General features: G+C 57.6%; 10 protein-coding genes and 1 tRNA gene. 8 read left to right on the top strand and 3 right to left on the bottom strand.

Translation table 11 applies throughout. The features are described from left to right. Window positions 1-131 precede the first annotated feature (131 nt). The 3 genes from polA to I6I71_RS08725 all read right to left on the bottom strand — a co-directional run bounded on the left by polA (window position 132) and on the right by I6I71_RS08725 (window position 4668). A complete protein-coding gene (gene polA / locus I6I71_RS08735; RefSeq protein WP_236587451.1) occupies window positions 132-2744 on the bottom strand; it encodes a DNA polymerase I in 2613 nt (870 codons plus the stop codon). A gap of 43 nt (window positions 2745-2787) precedes the next feature. Next, window positions 2788-3525, bottom strand: a complete 738-nt coding sequence (gene trhA, locus I6I71_RS08730; RefSeq protein WP_201820495.1) for a PAQR family membrane homeostasis protein TrhA — start codon at window positions 3523-3525, stop codon at window positions 2788-2790. A gap of 75 nt (window positions 3526-3600) precedes the next feature. After that, window positions 3601-4668 carry a hypothetical protein gene (locus I6I71_RS08725; RefSeq protein WP_201820482.1) on the bottom strand — a complete coding sequence of 356 codons (1068 nt, stop codon included), beginning with the start codon at window positions 4666-4668 and terminating at the stop codon, window positions 3601-3603. 294 nt (window positions 4669-4962) lie between these two features. Between I6I71_RS08725 and dcuC the strand changes: the two genes are divergently transcribed. The 8 genes from dcuC to I6I71_RS08685 all read left to right on the top strand — a co-directional run bounded on the left by dcuC (window position 4963) and on the right by I6I71_RS08685 (window position 14705). Further along, entirely contained in the window at window positions 4963-6420 is a 1458-nt protein-coding gene (dcuC, locus tag I6I71_RS08720) for a C4-dicarboxylate transporter DcuC (protein ID WP_201820479.1), read from the top strand. A gap of 92 nt (window positions 6421-6512) precedes the next feature. Beyond that, window positions 6513-6589, top strand: a tRNA-Leu gene (locus I6I71_RS08715). Window positions 6590-6944: 355 nt separating this feature from the next. Further along, entirely contained in the window at window positions 6945-8807 is a 1863-nt protein-coding gene (locus tag I6I71_RS08710; protein WP_201820467.1) for a site-specific DNA-methyltransferase, read from the top strand. Between the two features lie 2 nt (window positions 8808-8809). Continuing rightward, on the top strand, window positions 8810-11398 hold the full coding sequence (locus I6I71_RS08705; RefSeq protein ID WP_201820465.1) for a DEAD/DEAH box helicase: 2589 nt from the start codon (window positions 8810-8812) through the stop codon (window positions 11396-11398). Between the two features lie 22 nt (window positions 11399-11420). Beyond that, window positions 11421-11909 (top strand): TIR domain-containing protein, encoded by a 489-nt coding sequence (locus tag I6I71_RS08700; protein WP_201820463.1) that lies wholly within the window; start codon window positions 11421-11423, stop codon window positions 11907-11909. Next, on the top strand, window positions 11890-12336 hold the full coding sequence (locus I6I71_RS08695) for an HIT family protein (RefSeq protein WP_201820461.1): 447 nt from the start codon (window positions 11890-11892) through the stop codon (window positions 12334-12336). Before I6I71_RS08700 ends, I6I71_RS08695 begins: the two co-directional genes overlap by 20 nt. Continuing rightward, window positions 12333-12809 carry a hypothetical protein gene (locus tag I6I71_RS08690; protein WP_201820445.1) on the top strand — a complete coding sequence of 159 codons (477 nt, stop codon included), beginning with the start codon at window positions 12333-12335 and terminating at the stop codon, window positions 12807-12809. Before I6I71_RS08695 ends, I6I71_RS08690 begins: the two co-directional genes overlap by 4 nt. 366 nt (window positions 12810-13175) lie before the next feature. Further along, window positions 13176-14705 carry an IS1634 family transposase gene (locus I6I71_RS08685; protein WP_462101426.1) on the top strand — a complete coding sequence of 510 codons (1530 nt, stop codon included), beginning with the start codon at window positions 13176-13178 and terminating at the stop codon, window positions 14703-14705. The last annotated feature ends 60 nt before the right edge of the window (window positions 14706-14765 follow it).

Below are 14765 nucleotides of genomic sequence, written 5' to 3'. Positions count from 1 at the left end.
GCGGGGTCGCGGCAGACGGGGATGCCGTTTCCGGAGCGGGTGGCTGGTCACCAACGAAACTAATTCCAGCCACCCGCTCCCTTTGCAAAGGCAAGCTTTGCAAAGAAGGAGAAGCAAACGGTAAAGGCGGGCTAGTGCGCTGCTGCGTCCCAGTTTTTGCCCGTACCGGCGGAAACCTCAAGCGGCACAAGCAGTTCGATTGCGTCGTCCATCTCACGCTCCACAATCTCGCGTACCTCGTCCAACTCCCCGGGCGCTACCTCCACAACCAGTTCATCGTGGACCTGAAGCAGGACGCGGGAGCGCTTGGTGGCAAGCGCAGCGTCCACACGCAGCATGGCCACCTTAATAATGTCAGCAGCCGTGCCCTGGATAGGCGCGTTCAGCGCAGCACGCTCGGCATTTTCACGGGCGACGCGATTGTCGGAGTTCAGCTCAGGCAGGTAACGGCGGCGACCGAAGATGGTGGACGTGTAGCCGTCACGCCGCGCCTGCTCCACCACCTCATCCAGGTAGCGCTTCACGCCACCGAAGCGGACGAAGTAGCTCTCCATAATCTGCTTCGCCTCACCAGCCGGAATGCCCAGCTGGTTAGACAGCCCGTAGGCGGACAGCCCGTAGACCAGGCCGTAGCTCATCGCCTTGACTCGGCGGCGCAGCTCGGGCGTGACCTGATCAATCGGCACCTCAAACACGCGCGAGCCCACAAAGTTGTGCAGGTCCTCGCCCGCCTTGTACGCCTCAATCAGCCCAGCATCCTGGCTCAGGTGCGCCATCACGCGCATCTCAATCTGGCTGTAGTCCGCAGTCAGCAGGCACTCGTAGCCCTCCCCCACCACAAACGCAGAGCGGATAACGCGGCCTGCGTCCGTGCGAACCGGAATATTCTGCAGGTTCGGCTCCGCGGAGCTCAAACGCCCAGTAGAAGTCACCGTCTGGTTGAACGTGGTGTGGATGCGGCCGTCCGGCTGCACCGTCTTGATCAGACCCTCAATGGTGGTCTTCATCTTCTGGTACTCGCGATGCGCCAAGAGATGATCCAAGAACGGGTGCGGGTTTTTCTCCGCAAGCGCCTCAATCTCACCAGCCGCCGTGGAGTAGCCGGTCTTGGTCTTCTTCGTCTTCGGCAGCTGCAGCTTTTCAAACAGCACCACGGACAGCTGCTTGGGGCTGGAGAGGTTCAGCGTCGGCTCGTTGACAAGCTGACGTGCCTCCTCTTCCACCTGGGCCACCTTGTGGGTGTAGTCCTTGCGCAGACCCTCCAGCACATCCAAGTCGACAGCGATGCCGGCATGCTCCATCTCTGCCAGCACAGTGACCAGTGGCAGTTCTAGGTCGGTGTAGAGCTCATACGAATCGATCTCCGTCAGCTGTACAGACAATGCGGCGGCAAGCTCCATGATGGCCGCCGCAGCATCCGTAAGCGAGGTATCCCCGAGCAGGCTTAGCTGGTCACCGCCGAGCGTGAGCTGCTTCTTCAGATGACGTTGGTAGACATCCTCCAGTGCATAGGTGCGCTGCCCTGGACGCAGCAGGTAGGCGGCAATCGCCGTATCGTGCGCGATACCGCGCAGCGTCATGCCGCGGCCCTTGAGCATGTGGAACGCTGCTTTCGCCTCGTGCAGGTACTTCGGCGAATCGGACTCAATCCACGCCTTCAGCGCCGCGTCTTCAGCCGGGGTCAGCTCGCTGGTTTCGCGGGTTACGGCGTGGCGATTCTTGTCCACAATGGCCAGCCCACCGCAGTCACCACCAGCCGGAACCGCAGTCCCAGTCAGGTAGAGCGCCAGTCCCTCACCTTCGCGGGCTTTAAGCCAGCCATCAAGAGCATCCTTATCGACGACCACCTCTTCCAACTCCACCACCTGATCAGCAGCATCTGCCGCAGCATCACCCGTGGTTTCCACGACGGCAAGTACGCGTTCGCGCAGGTTTGCGCCGAATTCAAGGTCATCGAATTTCTGGGCGACATCGCCTACGTCGACAGGCTTAAGCTCCAAATTCTCTGGACCGACGGGAAGCTCAACGTCCGTGACCATCTGGGTCAGCTCGCGGTTGAGACGCACTTGGTCAATGCGCTCCCGGAAGTTCTGACCAACAACGCCGCCGATCTCCTCAGCATTCGCGATGAGTCCGTCAAGCGTTTCGTACTGCGTGATCCACTTCAGCGCAGTCTTCTCCCCCACCTTAGGAATGCCCGGCAGATTATCGCTCGGGTCCCCTCGCAAGGCCGCGTAATCCGGGTACTGCGCAGGGGTCAGCCCGTATTTGTTCTCTACCTCGCCTGGAGTAAAGCGCGTCATGGTGGACACGCCGCGGGTGGGATAGAGCAGCGTCGTCGAGTCGTCTACAAGCTGGATGTAGTCACGGTCACCACTGACCAAGACGATCTCGAAGTCGCCCTCGGCTCGGGCCTCCGACACCAGGGTGGCAACAATATCGTCGGCCTCGAAGTTTTCCTTGCTCAAGGTGACAATGCCAAGGGTTTCCAGCACCTCCTCAATAATCGGCACCTGGCCCTTGAACTCTGGGGGCGCGGATTCACGCTGCGCCTTATACTCCGGAAAGCGTTCCGTGCGAAATGTCTTGCGGCCCACGTCAAACGCAACCGCCATATGGCTCGGCTTCTCCTCCGCCACGATGTTGGCCATCATGGATAAGAACCCGTAGACCGCGTTGGTGTGTTGGCCGCCAGTCGTGGAGAAATTCTCCACGGGCAGGGCATAGAAGGCACGGAAGGCCATCGAGTGGCCGTCGATAAGCAAAAGGCGTCTCACGGCCTCCAAGCTACCCGGCGTTGACCACCACTATCCAGATAGCCACCAAATGCAGGATGGCTGCCACGATCGTCGCAGTATGAAAGTGCTCGTGGTAGCCGTAGATGCGCGCTTCACGCCCCGGCCACTTAAAGCCGTACACCACTGCGCCAAGGGTGTAGATAATGCCGCCAATAAGCAGCAGGATGAACACCGCCTGAATGATGCCACCCATCGCCCACAGCGCGGGGGCCAGCGGCACGATAATCCAGCCAAGCGCAACGTAGACCACCACGTCCAGCCAACGCGGGTGGTTAATCCACACCAGGTTCAAAATCGCGCTGGCGATCGCGCCCACCCATGCCACGGCCAACATGATCGCGGCCGTTCGCGGCGGAAACAGGATCAGGCACAAAGGCGTATAGGTAGCGGCGATGAAGACGGCAATCGTGGCGTGATCAGCACGGCGCCACCACTGCACCGCGCTTGCAGAGCGCCACGGCCAGCGGTGATACATCGCGGAAACGCCGAACAGCGTAATCAGGCCCGCACCGTAGACCGTCACCCCGAGTGCGGGCAGCCACGGCAAGGTCATCCACGCAAACGTGATCAGCACCGCTGCAGCAATGGCAAAGCCGAAGGCCGCGCCGACGTGGAACCAGCCGCGCGTGGCCGGGCGCTCGCCGCGGTCCGCGACGATCCAGGTACGCCGGATCTGACCGTCTTGCAGCTCAACGGTCTCTACTGTGCCTTCAGTGATTACTGCCATGCGTTCCGCCTCTCGTGTGGGCCCGAGGTTTGTTGCAGTGTTTGTTGCAGTGTTTGTTGCAGTGTAGACGAGATCTTAGCGGCTAAACGGCCCTTGTGAAGGGCGCTGCTGCGGTGAGCCCCACGGCTGAGGTTGCTGCGGCTGCGGTGAACCCCACGGCTGTTGCGGTTGCGGTGATCCCCAGGGTTGCTGCTGCTGGGCTGGTTTCTTAGGTTGAGCCGGCGACTGCGGCGAACGCGTTGCCAAACGCAATCCGCGCGCGGAGGCAATAATGCCAACCAGAGCGCAGATGATCCACACCGCAACGCCCCCTGGGTTGTTCTGCCACAGTGCGTTTTCCGTCTGAATGTCACTGATGAAGAACCATGCGAACAACCACCAGGAAACGATTGCGGTGATTACCCACGCCAGCGTCCAGCGCTTCAGCAACCCAACCAGAACCGCAACACCAATCGAGACAATGAACGCCCAGTAGGCAAAGCCGTAAAACCACGTTGGGTTCCACCTGCTTGCCGTTGCTCGCGCCGCATCTTCAGCAAGCAGGGCAAACAGCAAGGTAGCTACGGCTACTGCAGCCATCATGATCCAGTGTTTGGAAGCCTGAGCAACCGGGCTGAAAAGCGCCTGCGCTTGGCCATTGCGCCGCATCCGTATCAACTCGAACACGCTGATTGCGGCTCCAATAAGCCCTAACGCCATCCAGCACCAGACGCCGAGCCCAATAGTGAACTCGGTTTCACCAAACAGGTCGAACTTCCGCTCGACGTCTGCATCATCAAAAATCCATTTCACTTTGAAGTTAGCTAGATGCATCACCCAGAAGAACTGAGTAAGCGAGGCGACCAACCCAAAGACTGGTGTGGCCCACCATGAGCGAGCGCTCCGAGTAAGGGTTACCGCAGTCAGGTACAAGCCGAGCACGCCTGCTGCCGCAAGTGGGATCGCTGTCCAGTGGTTGAACGTCTCCCCCTGCATTGTCATCTTGAAGTCAAAGCCTGTCTCGGTGAGGCCATCTGAGTCAAAATATTTTTCATACCCGTACAGGTTTCGAACTGCGAAGAACTCATCACCCAACAGCGATCCGGTCAGTGTGTGGTAGCGCAGGAAGCCCGAAGCGATAGTCAGCAGGAACACCGTGAGCATGCCAACCGGGAAAACCTTCTGTAAGGCCTCCGGGTTCACTCCGCGCTTCCTCTGCGTACTCCCGCCCGGAGCACCAGGCTGACCACTCGGCCCCAAACCAGGCTGACCACCTGACTGTGGACCTTGTGCGAACTGGGCTACATATGGCTGCCGAGGGTGTTGTCCCCATGCATTATTGGACACGGTGAGTTCCTTCACACATTTATAGTTTTCGTCGCTTTGAGTTCCGCGATCAGGTGCATGCCGTTATAGGTTTAACAGCGCATTACCAGACTAAGCGTAGGGAAACTGTAGATGTTTTACATCCTGCTTGCCGTGGCCGCGATTGCGGCTGTCGGCTATTTCATTTTTAAGAAGGTGCATGCCGCGTCCGCAATCTTCGCGGTTGGCGTGCTGCTTCTCATGATCGCGGCTGCCACTGGCCGCATTGAGTACTCCAGTGCAAAGTTTGATCCGTCGGGCAACGCGTTCTATGACGAGTTGTTGATCATTGAGTCTTTGTTCAAGTCCCGCTACGCCGGCACCGGCATGGCGATTATGGTCCTGTTCGGTTTCGTGGGCTACATGCGCCACATCGGCGCCGATGCGAAGACGGTGGTTGCACTGTCCAAGCCGCTGCGCAGGTTCCACGGCTCCTACTGGCTCGTACCACTCGGCTTCCTCGTTGGCACGTTGCTCTCATTGGTCGTGCCGTCCGCGTCTGCACTGTCATTGCTGTTGGTGGCAACGCTCATGCCGGCACTTATTGCCGCGGGCCTGTCCCCGCTGACGGTGGGCGCGATTATCGTGACCTCGTCGACCATCGCGCCGTCTCCCTTGGAGGCAGGTCTGATCCAGGGTGCGGCACTCACAGACATGACTGTCACGGAGTTTGTCTTTGACAACGTGGCCAAGTCCACCATCCCCGCCCTGATCGTGATTGCGTTTACGCACATGTGGTGGCAGCGTCGGTGCGATATCAAGGATGCAGCCAAGAAACAGGCAGAGCTTACAGCCAAGGTAGGGGCACCCTCGCTTGACGACGCCACCCACACCGCCGCCGAACTCCAAGAGTCTGAGTCTGATCGCCGCGTACGCGAGGCCGTGGAGCGCGCCGAGGGCCTGCCTGGTTTCTACGCAGTGCTGCCACTGTTGCCGCTGGTGCTGATCATTGTTTCCGCGATCCTCAACCGCATGGACCTGATCAGCTTTGAGGCTGACATCCTGCCGGTGACCGTGGTCTCGTTGATGCTGACCATGATCATCGAGGCAATCCGCTTGAAGAACATCAACTACGCCGTGGATTCTCTGAAAGAGTTCTTCGCTGGACTTGGTGAAGCTGCCGCAGGCGTTGTCGCCCTGATTGTTGCTGCAGCCGTTCTGGTTGAGGGCATCACCCAGATGGGCGTGATTGAGGGCCTGACCAACTTGGCGCAGAAGTCCTCCGGTGCCGCGGTACTTATGGTGATCGTGTTCGTTGCCGCCACCGCACTTATGGCGCTGGTTACCGGCTCTGGTGTGGCCCCATACTTCGCGTTTTCTGAGATGGTTCCGGGCCTGGCAGCTGAGACCTCTATTCACGCACCGCAGATGCTGACCTCCATTTGGTCCGCATCCAACCTGATGCGCCAAGGATCCCCGGTCAACGCCGCGGTGATCATTGTGGCGGGTGCGCTCAACGTCAACCCAATCGACCTGGTGCGTCGCACCATGGTGCCGATGCTTGCTGGCACCATCGCTTCTGTGATCTTCGCGTTCCTGTTTATCGCGTAGGTCTGTCAGCGCTTGGTTCATCGTCTTGTTCTAGTGCGGTGACCACGCGATTCACGTCGGGGAGTATCCCTGCTATATACTCTCCTGACGTCGCCCCAGTAGCCCAATTGGCAGAGGCAACGGATTCAAAACCCGTCCAGTGTGAGTTCGAGTCTCACCTGGGGCACCAAGACCAAGGTTAGAAAGCTCCGCCAAACAAAGAATGCGGAGGGCCTCGGAGAAACCTCGGGAAATTAGCGCGGCTACACCTGTTTAAACCGGCCATGACACTCGCCGAGCAGAGAATACACCAGCTAAACCAGCACAGTCGGCCAGGGCGGCCAGAATGAGACTACCCGTCCTCTTGAACCGGCAAGACGGACTTATCTGGTTCACCGTTACGAGGACTGACGCTCCCGCCTGTCCAGCGATCCAAAAATATGTTCCCCTCAGGCTGCATTTTCTTCGTTGCCTGTCGCTGCCCCAGCTACCATAAAGCGCGAATCATTTGAACGCCCCGACAAACGAAACGAGGCAACGAAACGGTGGCCGGCACGAAGCAACTACTCGAATTGACCTGGTTCAACAAGGACAAGGCGCTCATTCCCAGCGAAGAGGGACGCTACGCATACGAATGGGTTGACCCGAAAGACCCTCGGTACTGCGAGACTCGGGCACTCGTCGTTGACGAGGTGGTCACCGGCAAGCAGTCGCCGAAGGACGAGGACACTCAATACTCAGAGCGGGCTGACTTGGACCCAACCGAGGACAATTTGCTGATCCTTGGTGAGTCCGGCGACGTGCTAGAAGCTCTTACTCGGGTGCCTGAGTTACGCGAGAAGTACCTCGGCAAGGTCAAGTGCATCTACATTGACCCGCCGTTTAACACCGCACAAACCTTTGCCAACTACGAGGACAATCTCGAACACTCCGTATGGCTCACCATGATGCGTGACCGCCTCGTTCACTTACGCAAGCTTCTTAGCGATGACGGGTCGATCTGGGTCCACCTTGACGACGTGGAAAACCACAGGATGCGCTCGCTTCTGGACGAGGTATTCGGGAGTGGGAACTTTGTGGCGGAAGTCTGTTGGGAAAAGAAAGACAGCCCCAAGATGGATGACCAAGGCGTTTCGATGGTTCACGACATCTTGCTTTGTTATCGAAAATCAGAAAGCTGGAACCCAAATCGGTTTGAGGTGCTGCCCGAAATCAAAGACTTTCCTAAAATAGACGAAAACGGTGAACGCTATTCCAGTAGAGAATTGCGCAAGTGGGGTAAGAACTCTCTCCGTGAGGAGAGACCAAACGGCTGGTACCCCATTGAAGCGCCCAGCGGAATCGAAGTTTGGCCTATCCGGCCCGATGGTTTACAAGGCACCTGGCGGTGGAAAAAGCAAACGGTAGAAGGAAATTACGAACGGCTTGAGTGGCTGGAAATGCCGGAACCGGTTGGGTTGACGCCCTATGTCAAGACCTACTACAGGGACGGAAAAGCACCGCTCCCTCCGACGTCGATTTGGCCACGAAAAGAAGTGGGTGCCAACCCGGATGCGAAAGAAGAAATTAAGGGTCTCTTTCCAGGAACTGTTCCATTCACGACTCCCAAGCCCGAACGGCTTCTTGAACGAATCATTCACATCGCCACGAACCCCGGAGACGTCGTCCTCGATGTGTTCGCCGGTTCGGGAACGACCGCCGCGGTAGCCCAGAAGATGGGACGTCGCTGGGTGACGTGCGAGCTCGTGGAGGACACGTTCACCCGTTTCACTCGCCCACGCCTGGAGAAGGTCGTAAAAGGCGAGGACCAGGGCGGAATCAGTATCCAGAAGCCGGAGCGCGTCGACGCGACCGACGAGGGGCTTCCCGAAGGTCTCTCCCCGGAGGACGCCCAGAAGTTCAATAGCGCGTTGAACAAAGTGCTCGCAGCGAACCCCGAATTGAAAACCGAAGCGGTGGTCAAAGCGCTCAAGACTGCGACGAAGACCAAGAACCAGAAGGGCGTCGTCAACTGGCGCGGAGGCGGCGGTTTTACAGTCGCCCACCTTGCTCCACAGTGTTTCGACTACGTCCCCGAATTGGGTCTCGTCACGCTTACCGAAGCGGCAACCGGCGCGGCTCTCGTCAACTCTGTCGCAGCGAACCTCAACTTCTCGCTCACCCCGGATCACCGCCATTTCGACGGCAAGCGCGGTTCTATGCTCCTCAAGGTGGTCGAAGGCCGGCTCGACAAAGACAAGGCCGAAGAGCTTCTCGCTCATCTCGACGACGGCGAAGGCGTAACGCTTGCCGCAACGGAGCTCGAACCGGGAATCAGGCAGTTCGCGAGGACAACGGATAAGCCGTGCCAGATTGTCCATATCCCGAACGACATTTTCACCTACTCGACTACGCAGGAGGGCAAGTAGACATGGCACTTCCAATCGCACTTGACCAGGGACTTATCAGAAGTATCGCGACGGAGTTCCAACTACGAGACCCCAACAAACGTGCGCTACGCGAGCTCGTCTACCACCTCACCGGCGACTTTGACCCGCTAGAGCCCATGGTCATGCACATGGCCACCGGCGCGGGCAAGACCTACCTCATGGCAGCGTTGATTGAGTACCTCTCGCGTTTCGGGGTAAAAAACGTCTTGGTGGTCGTCCCGCCTTCCACGGTGTTGGAGAACAAGACAGTCCAGAACTTCACCCAGGGCTCGCGCCGGTACGTTGAAGGCTTCTCTTCTGCTCCCCAGGTGGTTTCGCCTGGCAACTACGGGGCGTGGCGCGCCGGCCAGTCTGAGCTTTTCCGCAATGCCGCAGACGGCCCGATGGTCTACGTCTTCAATGTGTCGCAACTTATTGAGCCAAAGAAAGTCAACGCTCGCGCTGGCACCGAGGAGGGCATGCGCCGCAAGATTCGCGACCACCAGGAAGAGTCCGGCTCGCTCTACGACTACCTGGTCAACCTCGATGACCTCGTGGTTATCGCAGATGAGTCTCACCTGTTTGGCACCTCGGCGAAGGCGTTCAACCAGGCACTGAAAGACTTGCGTCCTGCTGCAACGATTGGGTTGACCGCTTCGGCGTCCGATACGGACCACGTCATCTTCCACTACCCGCTCTATAGCGCCATCGAAGACGGCTATGTGAAGTCGCCGATGCTCGTATACCGCGAGAACGGCTACCCCAAGGACTCAGCCGAGGAGAGGCAACTGCTCGACGCGGTGTCGCTGTTGCGAAACAAAGAGGCGGCCTATGAGGTGTACGGCAAAGCGAACTTCCCTGGAGAAGCGGGTGAGCGAAAGAGGACGAAGCCGCTGCTGTTCGTTGTTTGCGAAAGCGTCGCGCATGCCGGAGACGTCACCAAGATCCTCCAGGGACCGGGCTATTTTGGCGATCCCGAGGCAGTGCTCCAGTTCGACAACAAACACAACGACGCGGCCACGCTGCGCCGCTTAGACGAGCTCGACAGCCCAGCCTCGACGGTACGTGCCATTGTTTCCGTTGACCGTCTCAAGGAAGGCTGGGACACCAAACGCGTCGCGGTGATGTGTGCGTTGCGTGCAATGTCGTCGGACATTCTCACCCAGCAAACCATGGGCCGCGGCCTGCGACTGCCCTTTGGTGTCCGCACTGGTGTGGCTGAGCTAGACCAGTTGGACATCTTGAGTCACAAGTCGTTCAAGTCCCTGCTCAAAGACGAAGACGTGCTGCGCTCCTTCGGCCTCGGAGATGCCGCCCAGGGCGCAATCTCGGGCATGGACGTCGAAGAGAGCTTCCGCCAGGGCGAAGGACAGGTGCAGCCAAACCCGGACACCCCTTCGCACGAAGCCCAAAGGGGGTCGACTTCCGGTTCGACCGCGTGGCCAACAACCTCTTCAGGCGAAACAACGGACGGTCCGAGCGCCATCGGCACCCGGGCAGGCGAAATTGTCCAGGTCACTGGTGGTTACACCGGAGGTGTCTCATTCCGACGAGTCGGTGACAATGAGACCATGCAGCGTGCCGACTACATCCCGGCAACGGAAATCAGGGTCAACGCACAGTTCGCAGGAAAAACCTTCCTTTTTCCATCCACGGTTATGGCGAAATCAACCACGCCGTTCTTGCTTAGCCACATTGACGATGAGGACATTATCCGGGCAGCGCGTCGCGTCGCCGACTCCAAGGAAGCACTCACCCGCGAGGAAATCGTCGTGCGCAAGTCCAAGCTCGACACGAAACGCACCACCGACGCGGAAGTCGAATCGGCGCCCGTGGCGGAAGACACTGTTATCGGTGAACTCACCCGCCGTGTCTTCGGTCTCGGGGTCGTTACTCAGGGCAAAAAGAATGCCATCACACTGACTCAATACGTCCTTCCGACCTTCATGGCAAACGCCGGCATCGACCACTGGACCGAGAAGGCGAAGCAGTCGGCGGTGGACGAGCTCGTTGCACTTGTAAACGAGAAGGCGCGCCAGCACGCAAGTAGCCTGCAAACCGAAACGTCTATCGTTCCGGTCGAGCTGCCGATTGACGAAGTCGTGACCTTGCCGTTTGGCAAGGAGGTGCTCCAGCAATTGTCAAAAGACCAGCAATCGAAGTTTAAACCACGGGAGTTCTACGACGGTTGGAACCGCGGACTGTTCCCAGCTGCGAGTTTCGATTCGTGGGGCGGCGAGTACCTCCTCGCACTGCTGCTGAACTACACCTCAGACATCGTGTGGTGGAAGCGCCTCTACTCAACCGACGGTGCATCGATTATGTACACCACCCGCGACACCTACTACCCCGACTTCGTCGCTCAGGACTCCGACGGCACCATGTGGATTATCGAGGGCAAATCCGACAAGGGACGTGACGACGAAACAGTACAAGCAAAACGAGCAGCGGCTCGGGTGCTCGTCCGGGAACTACTAGGTGAGGACGACTTCGTTGGCCAGAAGTGGGGCTACGTCATTGCCTATGAGTCCGACATTAGAGCGTCCGAGTCCTGGGAAGATTTGAAACGGAAGTCGAACCCTGGGGCCTAAAATCACTTAGAAGGAGAGCATCATGCCTAAATCAGTTTTCTACAGCTTCCAGTACGAACCAGATAACTGGAGAGTTCAACAAGTGATTCAAATGGGTGCGGTCACTGGAGGAGCAGCCTTCACTGGACAAGATTGGGAGCAAGTACGCCTCCGGTCAGATAAAGCCATTATGGAATGGATTCACGAACAAATGAATTACACCAAGGCTGTCATCGTTTTGGTCGGTGCTACGACCGCTAGTAGTCGGTGGGTCGATTATGAGATTCGTAAAGCCTGGAACGACGGCCGTCCCTTACTCGGCGTTAGAATCCACGGTCTTGCTGATAGATACGGTGATACCAGCTCGCTGGGAGCTAACCCGTTCTCCAATGTTCAACTCGAAGATGGGACCTATCTCGATCAGCGAGTACCCTTAATAAATCCTCAAGGCTGGGATAGTAAGTCGGTTTATAACGACATTGCCAACAATCTGGAGATGTGGGTAGATAATTATGCTCGAAGCCGAAACTGATTGCCCGTTCTGCGAAATTGTAAGCCTTGACGATTCGGACGTTCGTGAGATTTACCGGGATGAGAACGTTGTAGCCTTCTTCCCAATTGAGCCAGCTGTGCTTGGACATGTACTCGTTGTTCCCAGAACGCACGTTCCCAACATTTGGGAGCTAGACAGTGCAACGGCAAGTCAACTGGCCCTCGCCACTAAGAGATTGGCTGACCTCATCCACGAATCCCTCGATCCGGATGGCTTGAATATCATTCAATCCAACGGGTCGGCCGCCACCCAGACGGTGTTTCACCTTCACATTCATCTGGTACCTCGATATGAGGTGGACGCAATGGGGCCTATTTGGCCTGACGAAACTTCCTACTCGGAAACCGAAAAGGATGCAGTGCATCAAAAGCTTCGCCAGGACGCGAGAAAGATGATCCTGCAATGACCGAGCTCACTGCGGAAGACAGAGAGGATCGCCGCAAGCATCTCGAATTTATCCAGGCGATCATTACGCGAATGTCCTCGGCCTCTTCGAACACCAAGGCATGGTTCCTGCCCGTGGCTACCGCGGCTTTCGGTTACGCGATAGTACAAGACAGCCCGTGGGTAGCACTGCTTGGAGTCGGGGCCACCGTCCTTGCTGCGTACATAGACGCGAATTATTTGCGGCAAGAGAAGACCTATCGAGCTATGTATCGGGTGGTAGCCACTGGAGAGAAGAGTTTCACGACCTTCTGTTTGCAGCCCGATAATCTTCCCGATTGCGTCTCCTTGCGGGAGCGAGGCGCCTGGCCCGAATCTGTTCCAGGATGGATTGACCGGCTTCTCCCAGGTCCGAGTGTGTGGAAATCGTGGTCGATACTTGCTTTCTATCTACCGATTCTTTCAGCTGGTATCGCGGTGTTTATCTCGGCCTAACAATCGTGCAATTCATGGATTAGCTGAAGCCCGGGGCTCGGCGTTTACCCCACTGTGAACGAGGAGCGGTTCACCCAGGTAAAGCTCTTGCTTGTTGGACGTAACCTGTTTTCGTACGTACGTTTCAACCCTTCGTGCCCGTCTCGTCCATCATGCACACTGGACCTATGACCGAGCCATACAAGCACGACGAAATCCCCAACGAGCCGGAAAACGGCTCCGACTTCCCCTCCGGAGACCCGACTTAGGCCATGGGTGGGTGAGCAACGTCACTCTTGACACTGCTAGCTGGTGGTTTTCTTTGTCAGTGTGAGAATTTTCCGCACTAAGTGGGTAGTGGCGGGGGTGATCAGTAGTCTGATTTTTGTGAGTCCTTATATCCGCACCGTCACAACCGGCTCCGGGGCAACAGCGGTGCAGGTCGTGTTCTCTGAACGCAAAGGTTCCAAAAGGATGAAGCATGTCGGTTCGGCGCATTCGGAGTCTGAGCTTGCGCTTTTACGTGCTGAAGCCCAACGCATCGTTGATGGTGACCAACTCGCGTTGGATTTCGGCGAAGTTGATCACACTCCATCTGCAACGGGCAGTGTGGATAATCCGCTACCGGTAGTCGGTCAGCGTGCCGGTTACCTGCTGAACTGCATTGATACGTGTTTCGACGAGTTAGGCCTTGCTGCGGCCACCGGTAATGATCTGGTGTTTCGTGATCTTGTACGTGCCAGGATCATTCACCCCGGTTCAAAGCTCGATTCCATCGAGACTCTTGCCGAGGTCGGAGTCACCAGCGCAAGCTACCGCACTATCCAAAGGCGCCTTGCATGCTTTGCTACCGAATCGTTTGGGGAGATCTTGTCCCAGGCGTTGGCCCATCATGCCGGGATTGGGCCGGGCGCATTCATCTTGTACGACGTGACCACACTGTATTTCGAAACAGATACCCCCGATAAGCTTCGTAAACCCGGGTTTTCCAAAGAACGCCGGGTCGAACCGCAGATTCTGGTGGGACTACTGACAGACGCCACCGGGTTTCCTTTGCATGTCGGGGCGTTTGCTGGCAACTCCGCCGAAACTCACACGATGCTGCCGATGATTACACGGTTTCAAGACGCCTACCAGCTCGACGAAGTCACCGTGGTCGCGGATGCGGGGATGTTTTCCGCGGCGAATAAACAAGCGCTTATCGATGCGGGCTTGCATTACATCTTGTCGGTGAAAACCCCCACCGTGCCCGAGGTGATCGACACCTGGCGCCGCAAGCATCCAGACACTACTTACACCCACGGCCAGATCTGGACACAACTCTCGGCAAGTGACGGTCGCAAACATGCTACCCCGAACTCGGTGACCCACTTCCAGTACTCCCACGATCGGGCCCGGCGCAGCCTGCGTGGTATTGAAGAACAAATCGCGAAAGCCAAACGCGCTGTTGACGGCGAGACCGCCATCAAACGCAACCGTTACATTGACCTTGCTGCCCCGAACAAGAAAGTCAACTACGCCCTCGCTGCCAAGCACCGGGCGTTGGCAGGAATCAAAGGCTACGAAACTGACCTGACTACTCTTCCCGCTGAGGAAGTGATCGGACATTACCGCAGGTTGTTCAACATCGAGAAGTCGTTTCGGATGTCGAAATCAGACTTAAAAGCCCGCCCGATCTACGCGCGGAAACAAGACTCGATTACCGCACACCTCAATATTGTCATCGCCGCGCTAGCAGTTGCGCATCTCATGGAAACCCGCAGTGGGCAATCCATCAAACGCCTCGTAAGAACACTCAAAAAATACCGCAGCTTTCAACTCAACGTCAGCGGCGAAACCATCCACGCCGCCGTACCACTGCCGCCCGACCTCGCCGCCACCATCCAAGCGATCACCGGCCACGAACTTCCGCACTAAATTGGCCTAAGTCAGGTTTCAACCCTTCGTGCCCGTCTCGTCCATCATGCACACTGGACC

This window comes from Corynebacterium riegelii, from assembly GCF_016728505.1.
GTDB classification, from domain to species: Bacteria; Actinomycetota; Actinomycetes; order Mycobacteriales; family Mycobacteriaceae; genus Corynebacterium; species Corynebacterium riegelii.
This window is presented reverse-complemented; position numbering and strand designations above follow the sequence as displayed.